This is a genomic window from Paenisporosarcina sp. NPDC076907, assembly GCF_050269735.1.
GTDB lineage: Bacteria > Bacillota > Bacilli > Bacillales_A > Planococcaceae > Paenisporosarcina.
In genome coordinates this window covers 120,220-138,499 of sequence record NZ_JBNNIX010000006.1, presented here as the reverse complement: position 1 = coordinate 138,499, position 18,280 = coordinate 120,220, and the positions used below count along the sequence as shown (strand labels likewise).

General features: G+C 42.2%; 24 protein-coding genes and 1 riboswitch. Of the genes, 15 read left to right on the top strand and 9 right to left on the bottom strand.

From position 1 onward, the window contains the following. Window positions 1–32 precede the first annotated feature (32 nt). A complete protein-coding gene (locus ACQKEV_RS16250; RefSeq protein ID WP_427447647.1) occupies window positions 33–803 on the bottom strand; it encodes a FixH family protein in 771 nt (256 codons plus the stop codon). A gap of 221 nt (window positions 804–1,024) precedes the next feature. Here ACQKEV_RS16250 and ACQKEV_RS16245 point away from each other — a divergent pair, with 221 nt between their 5' ends. Then, window positions 1,025–2,635 carry a diguanylate cyclase domain-containing protein gene (locus ACQKEV_RS16245; protein WP_427447645.1) on the top strand — a complete coding sequence of 537 codons (1,611 nt, stop codon included), beginning with the start codon at window positions 1,025–1,027 and terminating at the stop codon, window positions 2,633–2,635. A gap of 56 nt (window positions 2,636–2,691) precedes the next feature. On the opposite strand, the gene ACQKEV_RS16240 is transcribed toward ACQKEV_RS16245, so the two are convergent. Then, on the bottom strand, window positions 2,692–3,255 hold the full coding sequence (locus ACQKEV_RS16240; RefSeq protein WP_427447644.1) for a GNAT family N-acetyltransferase: 564 nt from the start codon (window positions 3,253–3,255) through the stop codon (window positions 2,692–2,694). A gap of 101 nt (window positions 3,256–3,356) precedes the next feature. Here ACQKEV_RS16240 and ACQKEV_RS16235 point away from each other — a divergent pair, with 101 nt between their 5' ends. Beyond that, on the top strand, window positions 3,357–4,295 hold the full coding sequence (locus ACQKEV_RS16235) for a carbohydrate kinase family protein (RefSeq protein WP_427447642.1): 939 nt from the start codon (window positions 3,357–3,359) through the stop codon (window positions 4,293–4,295). Between the two features lie 47 nt (window positions 4,296–4,342). Here ACQKEV_RS16235 and ACQKEV_RS16230 read toward each other — a convergent pair whose 3' ends face one another. The 4 genes from ACQKEV_RS16230 to ACQKEV_RS16215 are packed head-to-tail and all read right to left on the bottom strand — an operon-like array spanning window position 4,343 to window position 7,756. Beyond that, window positions 4,343–5,104, bottom strand: a complete 762-nt coding sequence (locus ACQKEV_RS16230; protein WP_427447640.1) for an energy-coupling factor transporter transmembrane component T family protein — start codon at window positions 5,102–5,104, stop codon at window positions 4,343–4,345. After that, window positions 5,097–6,557, bottom strand: coding sequence for an ABC transporter ATP-binding protein (locus tag ACQKEV_RS16225; RefSeq protein ID WP_427447639.1), 1,461 nt, complete (start codon window positions 6,555–6,557; stop codon window positions 5,097–5,099). Before ACQKEV_RS16225 ends, ACQKEV_RS16230 begins: the two co-directional genes overlap by 8 nt. Next, on the bottom strand, window positions 6,550–7,149 hold the full coding sequence (locus ACQKEV_RS16220) for an ECF transporter S component (RefSeq protein ID WP_427447638.1): 600 nt from the start codon (window positions 7,147–7,149) through the stop codon (window positions 6,550–6,552). The genes ACQKEV_RS16225 and ACQKEV_RS16220 overlap by 8 nt, the downstream gene beginning before the upstream one ends. A gap of 1 nt (window position 7,150) precedes the next feature. Continuing rightward, window positions 7,151–7,756, bottom strand: coding sequence for a YkoF family thiamine/hydroxymethylpyrimidine-binding protein (locus tag ACQKEV_RS16215; RefSeq protein WP_427447637.1), 606 nt, complete (start codon window positions 7,754–7,756; stop codon window positions 7,151–7,153). A 114-nt stretch (window positions 7,757–7,870) separates the two neighbouring features. Next, window positions 7,871–7,977, bottom strand: a riboswitch (TPP riboswitch). Window positions 7,978–8,135: 158 nt separating this feature from the next. Between ACQKEV_RS16215 and ACQKEV_RS16210 the strand changes: the two genes are divergently transcribed. The 5 genes from ACQKEV_RS16210 to ACQKEV_RS16190 are packed head-to-tail and all read left to right on the top strand — an operon-like array spanning window position 8,136 to window position 11,522. Beyond that, window positions 8,136–8,522: a GntR family transcriptional regulator gene (locus ACQKEV_RS16210; protein WP_427447635.1), complete on the top strand. Its 387-nt coding sequence runs from the start codon at window positions 8,136–8,138 to the stop codon at window positions 8,520–8,522. Then, window positions 8,522–9,628, top strand: a complete 1,107-nt coding sequence (locus ACQKEV_RS16205; RefSeq protein WP_427447634.1) for a DUF1648 domain-containing protein — start codon at window positions 8,522–8,524, stop codon at window positions 9,626–9,628. Before ACQKEV_RS16210 ends, ACQKEV_RS16205 begins: the two co-directional genes overlap by 1 nt. A gap of 15 nt (window positions 9,629–9,643) precedes the next feature. Continuing rightward, window positions 9,644–9,844 (top strand): PLD nuclease N-terminal domain-containing protein, encoded by a 201-nt coding sequence (locus tag ACQKEV_RS16200; RefSeq protein ID WP_427447632.1) that lies wholly within the window; start codon window positions 9,644–9,646, stop codon window positions 9,842–9,844. Further along, the gene (locus ACQKEV_RS16195) at window positions 9,841–10,743 is read left to right on the top strand and encodes an ATP-binding cassette domain-containing protein (protein ID WP_427447630.1); all 903 of its coding nucleotides are present in this window, start codon (window positions 9,841–9,843) and stop codon (window positions 10,741–10,743) included. The genes ACQKEV_RS16200 and ACQKEV_RS16195 overlap by 4 nt, the downstream gene beginning before the upstream one ends. Continuing rightward, window positions 10,740–11,522 carry an ABC transporter permease gene (locus ACQKEV_RS16190; protein WP_427447629.1) on the top strand — a complete coding sequence of 261 codons (783 nt, stop codon included), beginning with the start codon at window positions 10,740–10,742 and terminating at the stop codon, window positions 11,520–11,522. The genes ACQKEV_RS16195 and ACQKEV_RS16190 overlap by 4 nt, the downstream gene beginning before the upstream one ends. Before the next feature lie 47 nt (window positions 11,523–11,569). On the opposite strand, the gene ACQKEV_RS16185 is transcribed toward ACQKEV_RS16190, so the two are convergent. Both ACQKEV_RS16185 and ACQKEV_RS16180 read right to left on the bottom strand, forming a co-directional pair. After that, window positions 11,570–11,788 carry a hypothetical protein gene (locus ACQKEV_RS16185; protein WP_427447628.1) on the bottom strand — a complete coding sequence of 73 codons (219 nt, stop codon included), beginning with the start codon at window positions 11,786–11,788 and terminating at the stop codon, window positions 11,570–11,572. A gap of 144 nt (window positions 11,789–11,932) precedes the next feature. After that, complete coding sequence (locus tag ACQKEV_RS16180; protein ID WP_427447626.1) at window positions 11,933–12,343, bottom strand: HIT family protein; 411 nt, start codon at window positions 12,341–12,343, stop codon at window positions 11,933–11,935. An 85-nt stretch (window positions 12,344–12,428) separates the two neighbouring features. Here ACQKEV_RS16180 and ACQKEV_RS16175 point away from each other — a divergent pair, with 85 nt between their 5' ends. Beyond that, a complete protein-coding gene (locus ACQKEV_RS16175) occupies window positions 12,429–13,145 on the top strand; it encodes a CBS domain-containing protein (protein ID WP_427447625.1) in 717 nt (238 codons plus the stop codon). 215 nt (window positions 13,146–13,360) lie between these two features. Here the strand turns inward: ACQKEV_RS16175 and ACQKEV_RS16170 are convergent, their stop codons facing one another. Beyond that, window positions 13,361–13,732 carry a VOC family protein gene (locus tag ACQKEV_RS16170; RefSeq protein WP_427447624.1) on the bottom strand — a complete coding sequence of 124 codons (372 nt, stop codon included), beginning with the start codon at window positions 13,730–13,732 and terminating at the stop codon, window positions 13,361–13,363. Window positions 13,733–13,969: 237 nt separating this feature from the next. On the opposite strand from ACQKEV_RS16170, the gene ACQKEV_RS16165 reads away from it, so the two are divergent. The 7 genes from ACQKEV_RS16165 to ACQKEV_RS16135 all read left to right on the top strand — a co-directional run bounded on the left by ACQKEV_RS16165 (window position 13,970) and on the right by ACQKEV_RS16135 (window position 18,262). After that, window positions 13,970–14,356, top strand: coding sequence for a VOC family protein (locus ACQKEV_RS16165; protein ID WP_427447621.1), 387 nt, complete (start codon window positions 13,970–13,972; stop codon window positions 14,354–14,356). Between the two features lie 32 nt (window positions 14,357–14,388). Continuing rightward, window positions 14,389–14,835, top strand: a complete 447-nt coding sequence (locus tag ACQKEV_RS16160) for a DUF4385 domain-containing protein (protein WP_427447619.1) — start codon at window positions 14,389–14,391, stop codon at window positions 14,833–14,835. A gap of 225 nt (window positions 14,836–15,060) precedes the next feature. After that, on the top strand, window positions 15,061–15,678 hold the full coding sequence (locus ACQKEV_RS16155) for an NAD(P)-dependent oxidoreductase (protein ID WP_427447617.1): 618 nt from the start codon (window positions 15,061–15,063) through the stop codon (window positions 15,676–15,678). A gap of 13 nt (window positions 15,679–15,691) precedes the next feature. Further along, window positions 15,692–16,504, top strand: coding sequence for a metallophosphoesterase (locus ACQKEV_RS16150; protein ID WP_427447615.1), 813 nt, complete (start codon window positions 15,692–15,694; stop codon window positions 16,502–16,504). 43 nt (window positions 16,505–16,547) lie between these two features. Continuing rightward, a complete protein-coding gene (locus tag ACQKEV_RS16145; protein WP_427447613.1) occupies window positions 16,548–17,534 on the top strand; it encodes a GNAT family N-acetyltransferase in 987 nt (328 codons plus the stop codon). Window positions 17,535–17,615: 81 nt separating this feature from the next. Beyond that, window positions 17,616–17,921 (top strand): antibiotic biosynthesis monooxygenase family protein, encoded by a 306-nt coding sequence (locus ACQKEV_RS16140; protein ID WP_427447611.1) that lies wholly within the window; start codon window positions 17,616–17,618, stop codon window positions 17,919–17,921. Continuing rightward, window positions 17,918–18,262 carry a hypothetical protein gene (locus ACQKEV_RS16135; protein ID WP_427447609.1) on the top strand — a complete coding sequence of 115 codons (345 nt, stop codon included), beginning with the start codon at window positions 17,918–17,920 and terminating at the stop codon, window positions 18,260–18,262. The genes ACQKEV_RS16140 and ACQKEV_RS16135 overlap by 4 nt, the downstream gene beginning before the upstream one ends. Window positions 18,263–18,280 lie beyond the last annotated feature (18 nt).

Genomic DNA, 18,280 nt, shown 5'->3' with positions numbered 1-18,280 from the left:
AGTGGCGGTCACTGCCAATTTTCGCAAAAAAATTATTTCACCGTATACGTTTTTACCAAATGATCGTGAATGTCGTCGCCTTTTGTTACATGTACTTCAATTTCGTAAGTGCCAGTCTCGGTAAAAGTGTACTCTGTCTGATAAACGCCCGCTTCTTTTGCAGGTACTTCCAGCCAAGTGTGGTGGTCATCATCACTGCGTGAAATTTCGTATTGCACGCGTGCGCCTTCAAGTGGAGCATCCGCAAGTGAAACATTTGCCACTAGCATAACGGCTTCTCCTACAGTTGCAGAACCGTCAGCAAAATCAATCGTCGCACCGTGTCCATGATGGCTGTCCGCTCCATGAGCTTGTCCTTCAGTCGAAGCGTCGGTCACTTTACTTGTTGCTTCTTTGCCACCTGTTACTGTTAATTGTTTGGTTGGCATTGTGTGCATGTCACGAGCTGTTACATGCGATGTGATATCATAAGTACCATTTGTTTCAAATGTATAGTCAATGGCATACTGTTTGTTTTCATTTAATGTTGCATCAATTATTTCTTTTTCGCCGGAAGTTATATTCAAGACCTCAATCTTTACTTCATCCGCATCTTCCACAACTTCTCCACCTTGTGTAACTGCAGCAGTAATCGCTACTTTCTCACCGGCAGTAACGGTTTCAGGTACGGTTAAATCGACTTCTACCATTTCAGGTACTTCATCAGAGGTCGCTGCGTTATGTCCTTCATGTTCATCATTTGTTCCACAAGCACTAAGAGTAAGAGCAGCAAGGATTGATCCAATTGCTAAAAATCGTTTCATTTATCATGCGCCTCATTTCGTTTCGATGCTGTTATTGTAGCAAAAATAATCTCAATCATCTGTGACAGAACTCGGAATAAATTTGGTTCGCCAGTATTGTTTCAGTATTCGCTTAAGTGTGTAGTTGCTATTCAAAGGGAAAATATTCTAAAAAACAGAGTTTCTACTTTTTTTACATGTTACTATAAAGTCATTAATGTATTTTTGGGGAGGAATTGCCCATGTCGCTTCATTTAAGAACGATTGTAACGGGATTGTTTGCCATCATGCTGACCATCCTTACGATATTGTTAGGAACCATCTTTACGAAACAGGCTGGCGAGGAAGTGCGTACTGAAGTAGGAGAATCTTTGACAGGGCATGCCGTCCAAATGGAAGATAAACTTAGTTTATTTATGTCCAATCGTTATCAGGAAGTCCAGTTAGTCAGTGGATTACGATCCTTCAAGGAGCAGAATATTTTAAGAGAAAAACAACTGATTGATGAATTGAAAACCAAATTCCCGTCCTTTTCTTGGATTGGCATAACAGATACTGAAGGTACCGTTATTGCAGCTAGTGACGATATTTTGCTAGGTGAGTCCATTGCAGAACGTCCTGTATTTTTGAAAGCAACAAAAGAACCATTTATTGGGGATGTTCACGACGCCATTCTTTTGTCTAAATTACTTCCTAATCCGTCAGGTGAACCTTTACAGTTTGTGGATATCAGTATTCCGATAAAGGATGAAACCGGTAAATTTATTGGTGTCTTTGCTACCCATTTGAGTTGGGAGTGGGCAAAAGAAATGGAACAAAATTTGCTGAAAGCTACAAATAGTAAAGATGAGACGGAAGTGCTCATTGTAAGTAATCGCGATCGGACGGTCTTGTTAGGTCCGGATGGTTTGGTGGGTCAGCAAATGGAAAAAGATTTGTTGGATCAACTAGCCTCTTCCTCTGAACCGAATGAAGTGGTGGAATGGAATGATAAAAGGTATGTTACCGGTTATGCGATGGAAGATGGTTATGGAGATTATGAAGGTCTCGGATGGCATGTTATCGTGCGTCAGCCTGAAGAAATTGCCTATAACGGAGTAAATGATCTGGAACGTTTCATGTGGATTATCAGTGTTATCTCGATCTTAGGATTTGCATTGATTGGTTGGGCTATTGCCGATCAAATCGCCAAACCGCTCCGAACGATTACAATAGCTGCAAAGGAAATTGGGCAAGGCTCGCAAAGAGAAATGCCAGTCGTCCAAGGCATCCGGGATGTGGAAGACTTATCCTTGTCGATACGAAACATGGTACAAACCATAACCACTACTCAATCGCTACTCATACAAATGGAATCTCTGGCTCATCATGATACTTTGACTAGCTTACCTAATCGCATCGCATTGTACGAAAAGATGGAAGAGACCATTGCGGGTTCTAAAGAATCTTGGATAATCTTGTTTATGGATCTAGATGGCTTCAAAGCGATTAATGACGTATATGGTCACAAAGCGGGCGATCAAGTGCTAATTACTGTCGCCAACCGTCTGAAGCATTTTGCAAAAGAAAATCAATTTGTTTCCCGTCTTGGAGGAGACGAATTTGTCTTCTTAATGGAAGCGGAATCTGAACATATTCATGCGAAGGGCCAAGCGTGCATGGATGAAATCATCGCGCTCATTCAAAAACCGATCTCCTTAAAAGACCAGACGGTAACAGTAGGTTGCAGTATCGGAGCGGCCGTCTACCCAACCGATAGCGACCATCCGATAGAAGCCATGCATTTAGCCGATGAAGCCTTATATGCTTCTAAAGAAAAAGGTAAAGGCATTGGAACCTTCTATAAAAAATAACAATGCGTCCAGCCTTACAAAAGGCTGGACGTTTTTCACTTAGAAAAGTATCACTCCTACAGCTGTTTGACCATGTGATGAAAAGCGCCGCCATAAATTTCCCAAGGTTCAGCGATGTGATAGCCGATTCTTTCGTATAGCCGAATGGCTGCTTCTTTTTCCAGCTCTACATTAAGAGCGGCTTTAGAAAAACCTTCTTGTCGTGCGACTTTTTCTGCGTGTTTTAGCAAGGTGCTGCCAATGCCGTGACCACGGAAATCCGGGTTTACACAAACGGTGTCTATATAAAATTCGTCTCTCCGTGCCTCTGGGGGAATGACGATCGGTTCTCCGGTTTTCTTACGTAACCACGATACTAAATTTGCATCCAGTTCAATGGCATCCGTGCCTGAATAAAGAACCATTACACCAGTGATGCCATCTTCTTGTTCTGCAATCACCGTATTCAAATAAGAATGACGATTGTCTTCTCGCTGAAACAAGTGAATCAACTGTTCTGTCACTGTCTCGGCGTCCTTTTCACCAGTCATTTGCTCGGCAATCTCACCAATTGCATCAATGATAAGTGGAACGGCTATTTCTGCATCTTCAGGTCTTGCTTTTCGTATACGAACTGTCATGTCGATCAACTCCTTCCTTCAACTATACCAAAATGTTTCACGTTCCCTCTACAACACTGTTTATGGTAATCTAGTACTACTAATTAGAAGGAGGATGGATGATGACTCAATCATATAAATCGCACGTCCTCACTTACGGGGATGCTTTTGTAGACTATATTGCAACCGATACGACAAATACATCTTTTTCAATGTTTTTGGGAGGGGCAACGGTAAATGTTGCAGTAGGTGTTGCCAGACTGGGGGTACCTTCCGCATTTATTACCATTACAGGGGACGACGCAACTTCTGAATTTGTACGAGGTGAACTTGAAGCGGAAGAAGTCATTATGGAATATGCCGTACTCGAACCTGAAAAACGAGTAAGTGGTGTGTATGTAAACTTAACAGAAGACCATGACCGGATTTTTCATCAATATATTGACGATGCACCACATATTCAAGTTGGCGCTGAAGATTTGAAAGAAGAAGCATTTGAAGAAGCCTCCGTATTAAATTTGTGCTCTGGAACTTTATTTGAACCAAAGGCACTGGAAACATCCCGCAAAGCAGTGGAATACGCGAAAAAGCATGGCGCTTTGTTATCGTTTGATGCCAATATCAGACCGCTACGCTGGAATAGTGAATATGAGTGTCGCGAAACAATTAAATCATTTTTCAAAGATGCAGATTTGTTGAAGTTCACGGAAGAAGAGTTGACGTTTTTAACGGAGACAACATCCATGCAAGAAGGACTAGAAGCAATTGCTGAGTTGAAAGTGCCGATTATTTTAATTACAGCTGGAGCGGAAGGAACGTATGCGGTTTTGAATGGAGAACTCCAGCATGTACCGGTAGAACGGGTAGTACCTGTTGATACGACTGGAGCGGGAGATGCCTTTATGGCCGGAATTTTGCGCTATGTACATCTCAATGGTTTACCGAAAACGATGGAATCCCTCGTGGAATGTACGGCTTTTGCCAACCATCTAGGCGCACTTGCTGCTACGAAAGCTGGTGCGTTGACAGCCATGCCACGACTAAGCGAATTGAATATCTAATAGAAAATCGCCTTATGACAACGTTTGTCAAAAGGCGATTTTTTGGTTTAGCTCAATAGTAATCCTGCGACACTACTGGCAATTAATACACCAATCATAATGGAGGCTAGAAACCAATCACGTCCGGCGATATGGAGGGGGTCGTAATATAAGGTACGCCGCTCACCTGTAAAGCCTCTTGCTTCCATAGCAAAGGCAGAACGTTCCGCTCGCCGAACAGCGCTGGCAAGCAGTGGAATCAACAGTCTTCTCATACTTATAAGCCTTTGCCACACATATTTTTCCTGACCAATTCCCCGTAATCGATGTGCATGGCGAATTTGAATGAACTCTTCTTTCACGACAGGCAAAAACTGATACCCCACCATGACACCGTATGCAAGTTTCGGAGAAAGTCGTAGTTGTTGCATTAAACTCATCACAAATTTAACGGGATTTGTTGTTAAGGCAAACAACAATGACAGTGAAGAAAAAGCGAAAACACGGAACGCCAATGATAATGCCGTATGCCACTGTTGATCCGTCACTTCAATTCCATTCCAAGACCAAATGACGTTTCCGCTTGTATCCGCTGCAAAAAGCACTGTCGTCCATAAATAACCCAAGGCACTAAAGCCAATTGGAATCATGAACAAAGACCAGAGTTTCCAATTTATTCGACTGAACGATAGTTGAAGAAGAATGACACCGATAAATACCAGGAAAGGTGTCCATGGATTGAAAAACCACGCTAAAGTCAGCATCGAAATAATAACTAAAATAAACTTCAAAGCAGGATTCATGTCATGTAACCAATTTCGGCTAGACATAGGAACCCGCTCCAATCGGTGGCAACAGGTGGTGAGTCATTAATAGCTCAGTTTGCTGCCATAATTGGTCAATTTCATAACGCCCCGTTAATTCACCGTTATTTATTAAGAAAACGGTATCTGCAATGGCTGCAGCAAACGCCATATCATGTGTCACAATCAACAGGGTAAAGCCTTCTTTGGCTATAGTATCGAGTAAGTGAAAAAGTTCGATAAGGACCGCTGAATCTTGCCCGGATGTAGGTTCATCGAGTAATAGGACGGGTCGTTGATCGGCAATCATTGCCCCAATTGCGACGCGTCGTTTTTGGCCATGACTGATGGCAAAAGGGTGTGCATCCTGAATTTCGATTAATCGTAAACGATGCATAATATCCGATAGTTTATCGACGTTTGCGTGATTTGAAAAAGCAATTTCCTGTCCAACGTGATTAGTGACAAATAAGTGTTCCGGTGATTGAGGGACGTACCCCGGAACAGTACGTCCGCTTTTGAACTGCCCATCCGTTTTCTTCAAAATACCACAGATGGTCTTCAGGAAGGTAGATTTACCACTGCCGTTCGGACCTGCAAGTACAGCGATTTCACCTTTCTTTAAGCTCAAGGAAACGTCCGATAATAAACGTTTTTCATCAATGTTCACACTGATATTTTGCGCTTCCAACGCTACAAATTCTTGAACGGTTGAAGAACGTAAAGGGAACTGGATTGGTGATCTCGTTGGATTTGCTTCTACTGAAAATACCCCTGAATTCTTTACGTGAAGGGCACGGTTGAAAAATGAACCCCATAGATCAAGGCGGTGTTCAACCACAACTACCGTGAATCCAGTGGATAATTGCAACGCATTGAGCCACTCCACATATTGTTGTGAAGTCAAAGGGTCTAAATGGGCAAGCGGTTCGTCGAGCAGCAGCACTTCTGGCTTAATTAACAAGGCGCAAGCAGTTGCAAGTCGTTGTTTCATTCCGCCAGAAAGCGTTTGAATCACCGAGTGCCGAAAATCGGAAAGGCCTGTCAGTGCAAGTATCGTCGTAATTCGCTGTTCCATTTCCTCACGATTGACGTGCAGGTTCTCTAGCGTAAAAGCCATTTCCTGTTCAACTGTTGGCATACAGAACTGTGTATCTGGATCTTGAAAGACGGTAGCGATTCGCCGATTAATTTCTCCAGCGGAATAATCACTGGCGTCTTTATGAAAGAGGACGACTGATCCACTAAGCTCGCCGTCACAATTGGGAGGATACAAACGGTTCATTAAAAACAGTAAAGTGCTTTTTCCGCACCCACTTGGACCATATAAGACAACACGTTCGCCGGCATGTATGGAGAAAGAAATGTTCTTAAAAACTGGCGAGTTATCTTCAGGAAACTGAAACGTGACCTCTCTGAAATCAAGTACAGGTGAGGTGACACTTACGTTTGAATAAGGAGAGGGGTAGGCATTATCCAATAGCCTCACCCTTCAACTGATGATTCTTGGACATATCGCGAGAAATGGCATAACCACGGAGCGCACCGGTTGCCAGTAAACCATCCGACACATACTTCCCACCTAATCCGGCAATGATGGCGCCACTCATCACTCGAAGTGTAAACATAAGGACGAGCAGGGAAGGGTCGAGTGCCGCGTAACCAGATACAAAGAAACCATAGGCAAAACTGAAGACAGCAGAGCCGATTCCTGCTAAACATAGTACCCACCAGTCATAGCGTTTGTAACCGGTCGCTGCGAAAGCAGCTTCTGCTCCAAGCCCTTGAATAATTCCTGATACGATCAATCGAGGTCCCACCGCATTGCCAATCATGACTTCAATGATCGCAGCCATCGTTTCCGACAAAAGAGCGGCACCAGGTTTACGAATGATGTATGCGCAAATGATCGAAACAATAAACCAAATCCCAAAAATCCACTCATAGGCAATCGGTCCAATTACTCCTGCCCAAATGTTTCCGACCTGCACAAACAGTAAATACACAACGGCAAAAACAACAGCAAATACTGACATTAAGACAACTTCTTTCAGCTTCCATGATTTCAACATATTACGCCTCTCCTTTGTGGGAAGGACTGTTGATGCTCATGTTGACAGTCATAACCAAATGTTTATGTTGTTCTGATCGAGCGTGTGTGAATGAATCTTCAAGGAATGCAAACACCTCGTGTATATCCCCATGAAGTCCACTAGCATAATGCATCGAGTCATTGAACACTCCAAATTCTTTCGCCTTCTCCACTTCCCTGTAAATGACCGACATATAATCTGGGTTATTCATTGGGTACAAGGCAAACTGGGAGGAAACATATTGCTTGATCTCCCGAATTTGAGGATAGTTTAACAGGATATCGTCTTTTTCCAAAAACACATCTCCGGCAGAATCCCCAGGGCAACCAATCGAAAAGGTCCCGTTAAATGCTACATGAGCTCTCGTTTTTGCTGCATACAATACGATGGCTCTAGCTGTATCGAATACATGCACTTGTTTTCCCCGCATTACCGTACTGACATCGTCGGTGTGCATCCAAACATTTGAAGTATCCGCCTCACGCAAAGCTCCCTTAATAATTTGAATAAAGTTATCCGCCATTGGGTGAATTGAAAACCGTAACCCAACGATTGGGCTTGTTCCACAACTAAACTCCTGTGACATTTCTTTTCCTCCTTTTTCTTGGTGGGTATAGGCACCCAAACATGTTTTTTGAATATAAAAAAAGCCGCATTCGACGTGGAATGCAGCTGTTTTGCGCAAAAAGAAAAAAGATGGGCAAAGGTCACCGCACTTCCTCACGCCAGTATTACCTGGATCGAGTGTTAAGGGATCGGAGCCAACGCTCTCATCTCAGCCAAACTATAGCACCCCTAGTGCAAAATCGTATGCGGTTTTATATGTTCAAGAACGGCTTCATTGTAACGCATGAAAAAAAGAATGTAAACAATGTAAATAACAATACTTGCCAAAATCTTCATTCTGTTCTATATTGTATATAACAAAACTGTTCTACTAAGAATAGAACAAAGGGAGGTCGCATATGTTTATTGAGATTGAACCAGATTCGGCCGTACCGATTTACTTACAATTGGCCCAGCAGATAATTGAGGGAGTTGCGAAAGGAACTTTAAAGCCCGGAGATTCCTTGCCATCTGTACGTTCCTTTGCTGCTGATCTTGGCATGAATATGCATACGGTAAATAAAGCGTATCACTTTTTGGAAGAGAAGGAATTTATCCAAATTGTGCAGAAGAAAGGTGTAGTCATACACGAAAAAGGCGTACGTAAAGCAACAGCAACCGACCGTCAACGTCTGACGAAAGAAATGCGTCCGATTCTTGCAGAAGCACTTTGTCTTCAATTGTCTCAAGAGGAAATTGAGTTACTGGTGAATGAAATTATTTTGGATTTGAAGGAGGTAAAGTAATGGCAGCCATCATTTTTATCGTCATTTTAATTTTCAACATTGCCATTCAAGCTTTTTTACCGAAATTTCTGAAGGAAAGTGAAGTCTTTGGAGTCTATATTCCGGCTACACATGTAAAAGACCAGCGGATTATCAAGATGAAAAAGCGCTATACCAAAGTGATTTCATTAATTGGTGTAGTTGTTCTGACTCTGTTCAGTGGATTTGTGTTAATCAGTAATCCTCCTGAGCAACAAATCGTATTTTGGGGGTTGGCAGCACAAATAGGCACAGTGGTTCTTTCAATGGGGCTTTATGCAAAAAATCATATTGCAATAGCTACTTGGAAGAAAGAGGAGAAATGGACATCAGGTCAGGTTGAGCGAAAAGTGGTAGACCTACAATTTCGTGAGCAGCTGAAACTGTTACCCAGCATGTATTTTGTTTTGCCGATGCTTTTAACCGTCAGCTTAGGTATTTATGGGTTAAGCCAATATGATTCGTTACCTGACCAAATTCCCACGCACTGGGGAGCGAATGGGGAAGCGGATGCTTTCACTGAAAAGAGTTGGCTTTCCGTCAGTTCGTTGCCATTCATGACACTTGTGCTGCAAGGGATGCTGTGGTTTTTCAATAGAGCGATGAAGCAATCGGGAGCGAAGATTCAAGTCAGACATAAAAAACGTTCTCGTGAACAACAACTCGCTTTCCGGAAATATTCAAGTTGGCTGTTGTTTATCGTAACAATCACGGTCACATTGCTCATGGGGTACTTACAACTGTCTATTATTTTTCCGGAAACCATGTCAACTTCGGTAACGATGACTGCCACAATCGCTTTCTTGGTCACCATTTTAGGATCGGTTTTATTCTACGCCATTAAAGTAGGTCAAAGCGGCACAAGGTTGGCTGTTTCTCATTTTGATGAAAGCCTGGACGGCGTCATTGATCCAGACGATGATCAACATTGGAAATTCGGACTGTTTTATGTGAACAAGAACGACCCGAGCATTCTGGTGGAAAAACGTTTTGGGATAGGGTGGACCATCAATATGGGGCATAAAACAAGTTGGATTTTCTTATTATTAATTGTTGGAAGTATTGTGTTAGTAACAACATTACAATAAAGGGGATTGGGACAAATGGAAGCTTTACAAGGACTGTCTTGGGGGATTATCGCACCTTTATTTATCATTCAATTCATATTATTAATAATTGCACTTATCGATTTAACTAAAATACACCAAACAAACGGACCAAAATGGGTGTGGGCACTGGTCATTATTTTCATTAATATTGTAGGACCAATTGCGTACTTTATTGCCGGGAGAAAACAAGCATGACAACTATCTTGGAAGCGGAACATTTAACGAAAATATACGGCTCCGAGCGAGCGGTGAATGAAGTAACTTTTGCACTTGGAGAAGGCACATCGACAGCTTTAATCGGACCAAACGGCGCAGGTAAAACGACGACTTTATCCATGCTTGGCGGATTATTGGAACCAACAACTGGAACCATTTCACTGAATGGAGAAAAGCACGCTGACGTCAGAAAGTATATTGGTTTTCTGCCTCAGTATCCACAGTTCTTTTCGTGGCTGACAGCGCTTGAATTTACCGAAATGGCCGCAAAATTAAGTGGTATGGACGCACGGTCTGCGAAGCTGGAAGCACAAAAAACATTGGAGTTCGTTGGACTTGGAGATGCACTACGGAAAAAGACTGGCACATTCTCAGGCGGCATGAAGCAACGTCTTGGCTTAGCGCAGGCCATTGTTCATAAACCAAAGCTCTTATTACTGGATGAACCCGTGTCCGCACTGGATCCAGTTGGTAGACGCGAAATCATGAATCTATTAAAAAGCTTACAACAAGACATGACAATCTTGTACTCGACACATATTTTGAATGATGCGGAAGAGATGACGGATCAATTATTGTTTTTACGAAAAGGACAATTAGTCGAACAAGGCTCCATTGGTGATGTACGTGCAAAATATGATCAACCAAGATACCGCGTTGAATTTGGTCGTGCAGAAGATGCCATCATTTATTCGGAACGCGCTCCATGGAACGTACAAGTGGAAGGGGCTTGCGGAACCATTCACCTGACACAAGAATTGCCGACAATGTCAGACGTATTGAAGTCATTGGCAGAAAGTGGACTGGATGTCCGGAAAGCGGAGCGACAAACAGCGAACTTGGAAGAAATCTTTATGAAGGTGGCGGGGCAGGCATGAGGGAATTAATCGTACTTTTTCAAAAAGAGTGGCGGGAGAATACACGTAATTTTAAAATTTTATGGGTCCCTCTTGTCTTTATTTTCTTCGGATTGTCTGAGCCGCTGACAAGTTACTATTTGCCACAAATCCTTGACGCGGTCGGGAATATGCCAGAAGGAACCACCTTCCCAATGCCAGAGTTCACACCAGCTCAAGTCATTATGGCGACGATGGGACAATACCAATTCATCGGTATGCTCGTATTAGTCCTAGCATTCATGGGCACCATTTCCCGTGAACGGAAAAACGGAACGGGGACACTTATTTATGTACGACCAATTTCTTATTTGAATTACTTTTTGAGCAAATGGAAAGTCGTTGGCATGATCGCGCTAATGAGTGTATGGCTTGGATTGCTGACGAGCTGGTATTACACGGGGCTTTTGTTTGGGAAAGTCGAGGCTACTGATTTCTTCGCGTTTGCAGGGACTTATAGTGTATGGATTTTATTTGTAGTGACAATCGTTCTGGCAATGAGTGCGTGGTTACCTACAGGTGGCGCAGCGGGGCTATCTTTGCTACTCATTTTGATTGTCCAGATTGTGGACTCATTACTAGGAGCTTATTGGACGATATCACCTTGGAAACTCCCAACTTATGCAACACAGTGGTTGACAGGCTCACCAGACTTAGGCGATTTCTGGTGGAGTATGACGATCACAATACTGGCCATTATCGCATTGATGGTATTTGGTGTTTGGATGTCAAAACGCAACGCATCAAAAACGAAAGTGTGAAAGAAATCCCTCTCCTATTTGAAATGGAGAGGGATTTTTTTGTACGCTTACTTGCCGTCAGCGTCTCCAGCACCATCGGGGGCAGGCATTGTGGACTGATTATCTTCGCCCATTCCGTCTTCACCAGAATTTGGAGAAGTTTCTCCTGGCACGAATTTTTCATCTTGCTTACTTGGTTCCTGTTGAGTGCCAATAGATGTACCTTCATCCGTTCCGCATCCGGCAAGCATAAACATGGCCAAACAGACTAATAATAAAGATTTCATAAATAGAATTGAACCTCCTGTTGAAAACTGAATTTCATTTCAGCTTAGGTTGCTCAGGCAGGAGTGAAATATGTATTTTTAAAAATGGATTTTGTCCAGTCAGAGTCACTTTTCGTCCAGTCGGAAAGATTTCGGCAAAAAAATTTATCTTCCAGGTCTGCGATTTTCTTCGGACTTGAACCATGCACGAATGCCTTTTCCGGCATAAGGTTCGTCGGCAAAACGAGGCAGGATATGAAAATGTGCGTGTGGAATGGATTGGTTTGAAGCGTCTCCAACATTCCAACCAAGTGTATATCCATCTGGCGAGTACTTCTCATCAGCATACGTTTTCACTTGCTGCATCAACTCGTATGTAGCGTTCCATTCTTCCTGTGTTAAATCAAAAACGGTTTGGCGATGGACTTTCGGAACGATGAGACCACTACCTTCTAAAATAGTTTGATGACTGGGGTGCTGTAAGTACTGACAATAGTCGTTTTCAAAAACAATACGTTGTTCAGAATCCTTTTGCGGATTGCAAAAAGGACAATTTAACGGAGTTTCCAATTTCATCACCTCTTCTTAAAGTAATTGTAATAAAAAGACAGGAAAATAAGCAACCTATGTAGAAAAGAGTTGCCAACGGGAGGTATGCAAAATGGATACTCAACAGCAGGCAGAGCAAACGATTCGAAATTCCGATCGCTTCCTGACAGCTTTTCATCGTATCGAACAATCTATGAAAGAGATCATTGGCACCAATGATCATCTGTCATTTTACAAATTGGTTGAGCTTTCTAAACGGAAGAATGCCATTGTGCGAAGATATGAAGAGGACTTAAAAGAATACGCAACGCTGCGAAATGCAATTGTCCATCATCAAACATCAACTGAATATGCAATTGCAGAACCTCATGATGAAATTGTACAGGCTCTCGAAACGATTGATGAAGCACTGGCAAAACCAGTAACAGTCGGTGAAATGTTCGAAAGAAAAGTGAGCACGCTCCAAGCAAAAGACACGTTACGTGACGCCCTTATTATGATACGTGATAAACAATTTACCCAAATTCCGGTCTATAACGATAATGTTTTTGTAGGTCTATTAACGGCGGTGGGAATTACCTTTTGGCTTGCAAACCATGTCGAAAACGAGGATATTTCCTGGGAAATGACCGTCGAATCCACTCTCCAACATGAGAAAAAGAAAGAAAATCATCTATTCGTCCCACGTGAAATGTCGATTTTTGAAGCGGAAGAACTTTTTAAAGACGCCATGGCAAAAGGCAAGAGACTCGAAGCCTTACTGATTACGGACAAAGATGGATTGGTTGGTATTGTCACACCGTTGGATTTGATGAAGATTGAATCGTGATGAGCTTTAAATTATTGAAAAGACATCTTATAATGGGATGTCTTTTTTCTGTATCTTCTTTTTGGATTGTGACAGGTTCATTTGACTGGTGAAAATCACTCGATTTTTTATTTTGCTGCGAGCTGAATGGACAAGACCTTAAATGGGAGAAGGACTACGCCTTCTCTTGAAAAGAAAAAACCCTCCATGTTAAAAGCTTTAGAAGGGTTCACTGTTTAAACTTCACTCATTACTGCATGAGTATTGCCTTCTCCATCTTTGAAGAAAGCCATCCAAATTTCAACATCGCCCATTTTCCCAACCATATGGGGTTCGTCAATGAAATCAGCACCCGCTTCTTTCATAGTAGTTACAGTTGAATTTAAGTCTTTCACTTTAAAGTAAATCACGGAGCTTGGGTGATCAAACTTTTTCTTTTCCGGCAAACTCAATAATAAGCGTGTTTCCCCACACTGGAAAAACGCCAGGCCATTTGTTTCGAATAACAATGGCAAGCCAATTACATCTCTGTAAAAAGCCACAGCTCGTTGCAAGTCCTTTACATTGACGGCTATTTGGCCGATGGACTCAATCGATAAATTCTTCATATGTATTCCTCCAATCTCTCACATATAAATTTCGACGAATCGACGGAAACTCCTGCTGTGGTATTCTTCTATAACAAGCATGAAAAGTGATTTATAATGTAATTCCTACGTGGATGGCGATTTTTCCTACGTGAACCCCGAAAATTCCTACGTCACCTTCATTTTTCCCTACGTGAAGGTCAATAATTACAACTGAGCCATCGCTCAGTATATAAATCAATCGAAAAGAGGTTAAGCATGTTACATCACGTAGAAATAAACGTCTCCAATTTACAGGAAACCCGCTCCTTTTACGATTTTCTATTGCCGAAGCTTGGTTATGAACTTTATCAACAGTGGGATAAGGGATTCAGTTATAAGATCAATCATACATATCTAGTTTTTGTGCAAACGGAAGAAAGACATGCGGACCCAGCATTTCATCGTGGTCGTACCGGGTTGAACCATCTGGCTTTTCACGGGGAGTCTCGCTTTCAAGTGGATGAACTGACGGAAGAATTGATCAATCGTGGCGTAAACATTCTATATAAAGATCGCCATCCCTATGCAGGAGGCAATCAAACTTACGCTGTATTTTTTGAAGATCCGGACCGTCTCAAATTGGAGATTGTCGCGCCAGAATAACGGGTATAAGGAGGAAAAGGAGTGATTCTGCCATGGCGTTTGATTATGACTTGGATTATGAAAACCTGGACCTTCGGAAAAAGCCTGAGCTGTACCGGGTTGGACGCGGGGAGCAAGGCGTCTTGCTGGTTGAACCTTATAAGAGTGAAATCCTGCCACACTGGCGTTTTAAAACACCGGATATTGCCAAGGAATCCTCGGAAAAAATAATGGAACTGTTTGAGGACTATCGGAAAAAAGACGATTTTGTCGGGATGGATATGGCTAGAAAGTTCATTCAAATGGGCTATACGCGCGCACGCCGTTATACGAACTACAAAGGTGGTCGCAAATACAATGAGGATGGGTCTGTCAAAGAACGTGACATTGATCCTGTGAAAGCTGAATCGGCTGCCATTTTCAAAAAGAAATGGGATCAAATTCGTGAAGATGAAGACTATTTGAAACGCAAAAAGAAACACCAGAAAGATTTTGGCTAATTTCTTCGAGCCCATCATTGATCTACATATACTTATTACGTCTACAATCCAATCGCTTATTATGGCGAAGGATTGTTTTTTTTTCCTCTCACTCTCTCCATCGTCTTTCCGAGTGATAAAAAGAAGAAATTCCGTATACAGTGGTAGTGGCTTTCGTGTTTGAATCATTAGCCAGACTGACCCCATTCCTTTATTCTAAAAGAAACTAGATTTGGGGGAACCGCCATGAACATTACAATATTTGGTGCAACAGGACGTGTAGGAAATGAAATTTTAAGTCGTGCGCTGGAAGATGGTCATCTCGTGACGGCTCTTGTTCGCTCGTCATCCAAATTAACTCCTCATGAAAACTTAACGATTATAGAAGGCGATATTAGAGAACAACTTTTGGTGAATGAGGCGATTCACGGAGCGGATGCTGTAGTCAGTGCAATTGGTACAGATAAGACAACCACGCTGACAGATGCGATTCCACTTATTATTGAAGCGATGCAAAAAGAAGAGATAAAACGCATCATCACAATTGGAACAGCAGGGATTTTGCAAAGCCGTACCAATCCTGAGTTGTACCGCTTTCAGTCAACTGAATCGAAACGTCGCTTAACATTTGCGGCAGAAGAGCATGCAAAGGTATTCGAAAAACTTGATGCAACCAATTTGAATTGGACCGTTGTCTGTCCAACCTATTTGCCCGATGGAGTGGCAACAGGTCAGTGGCGAACTGAAATGAACTTTTTACCGGAAAATGGCGTTGAAATATCTGTAGGTGATACAGCCGCGTTCGCTTACAAAGAATTGCTAGATCCACAGTTTAAAAAGGTTCGAGTGGGTCTTGCTTATTAAAAAGGAGTTTTACATGTTTCGAAAACTACTGAAAGTCATCTTTACTGTTGCTTGTTTGATTGGCTTTTTATATGTCAATAATCATTGGCTCACCGTTTCTCATCACACGTTGGTGTCTTCTGAAATTCCTTCTACTTTTGATGGATACCGGATTGTGCAAATTTCAGATCTTCATGATGCGACGTTTGGTGATAATCAGCAGCGTTTAGTGAACAAAATTAAGAAGGAAAAGCCTCATATGATTGTCATTACTGGGGATTTGATCGATAGCAATCGTTATGATTTACCCAACAGTCTCGCGCTCATCGATGAAATTGTGAAATTAACGGACGTATATTACGTAATAGGAAATCATGAAGTAGCGACGAATGATGTGGAACATATAAAAGAGGAACTTACAACTCGTGGTGTACGCGTGCTATCCAATGAAACGTTGAACATAACACGTGACGGAATGTCGATTTCTTTAACAGGTATTGACGATCCGTTAAAGGGGGCGACCGCTGCTCAAATGATTAGCGCTTCGAATGTGCCGATTGATACATTCTCAATTCTCCTTGCCCATCGTCCAGAAGATTTTCCAACGTATAAGGATGCGGGAATCGATGCAACATTTTCCGGACATGCGCACGGAGGTCAGTTCAGACTTCCGTTCGTCGGGGGACTTGTTGCTCCAGGTCAAGGCTATTTTCCAGAGTACACTGCCGGCATTCATGAAGAGGATCAGTCAACGTTAATCGTCAGCCGAGGCCTTGGGAATAGCATCATTCCAATCCGTCTGTTTAACTTGCCTGAAATTGTCGTGGTTACGTTGAAATCGAGTTAAATAAAAAAATCGATCGACAACTTAAGAAGGAGAGATTCTCGTCATGCCACAAAGCATTACATTGGTACCTTACAATCCAGATCACCAGCAAGCATTTCAATTTTACCCGTTACCTCCCGACCAGCTCGAGTTTACGGGACATCCATTAGAGTTGTTGAAGAACGATGATTTTTCCAGAACACCTGTCACGATTTTAAAAGGAAATCACATCGTTGGTTTCTTCGTCCTGGATACTGGAAATGACCGCTTCTTCTATACTGACAACCCAAATTCGATCTTACTACGGGGATTTTCCATTCATCCGGATTCTCAGGGGCAAGGAATAGCAGTGAAAGCGATACAAGCTCTTCCCACCTTCATCCATCGTCAATTTCCACAATTCGATGAAGTGGTACTTGGGGTCAATGAAAATAACGAAGCGGCTAGGCATGTTTATTTGAAGGCCGGGTTTAAAGATGAAGGACGTCGCTACATGGGGCAAAAAGGTCAGCAGTATGCGTTGCATCTTTATGTACCGAAGACCATCATACGCCAAGCACAACCAGGAGATGAAGATGGCGTTGCCAAGGTGTGTACGGAAGGCCAGTGGTTTACATATGGTGGCATTTACACGAAGCAAGAGATTGAACATATTGTTGAAAGATACTATACGCCTAAACGAATCTTGAAGGAAATTACGGATTTGTCTACTAAATGGAATGGTTACTTTGTGGCTGAGGTTGAAGGGGTAATCGTAGGGGCAATCGGTGGAGGTATGATTAACTCCAAAAAAGCAGAAATTTATGTCCTTTATTTGCATCCAGAAAAACGGAATAAGAAAATTGGCACACAATTACTGGAAGCCTATTCTCGTCTACAACAAGAAATGTATGATGCCAAAGAACAGTGGGTTTCAGTGGAAAAGGAAAATGAAAAAGGCATTCCATTTTATAAAGCGAAAGGGTTCGTTGTCGTAAAAGAGGAGCCAGCAAATGACTCTAAATTGGCAGGTCATCACACGTCTTTAAGATTAAAAAGAGCGTTAAGTTAATTGAAGATTTTAGATTTTTCGGTGTCAGTATGGTACGCTAGTACAACTGAATTCATAATAGGTCAAAAGGAGGCAACGCTGATGTATGTCGTACATTCTACTGTGCAAGTTCCAAAAGGAAAAGCAGACGAAGTGATTGCCATCTATCAAAATCGATCTCGTTTGGTTGATACATTTGAAGGTTTTCAAGCATTCCATCTTTGGCAAAATGAGAAAAGACCGGAAGAACTGACCGTCCATATGGAATGGGTGGATAAAGCGTCTTATATGAACTGGGTAACCAGCGACGCATTTAAAAAAGTACATGAACTTGAAAAAAACTATCCCGATCAAGAACTGGCGGCCATTGTTCCGAAAGTGACAAAATACGCAGTGGTGGCTCGATGAATTCACATACACGTACACAAGTAATCGACGAAGTAGTAGCCGAAATTTACGAAGCGTATCCTGAAATTCTTGAACGTTTTGGAGAAGCAGGGAAAATGCGTTGTCTTGAAGATAATCATCATCATTTCGATCATTTAGAAACAGCTGCGAAACTGGACGATCCTCAAGTTTTCACCAATTACGCAGTTTGGCTGACCAATTTACTAACACAGCGAGGCATGAGTAAACATCATGTCATCGATAATTTCCAGCGAATCCATGATGTTTTAGGAAAAACGGCAACACCGGATTCCGAAGAGTATCAAAAGCTATTGCAAGCAGGAATAGACGCGATCAAATAATAAATAGAAGGAGGTGAG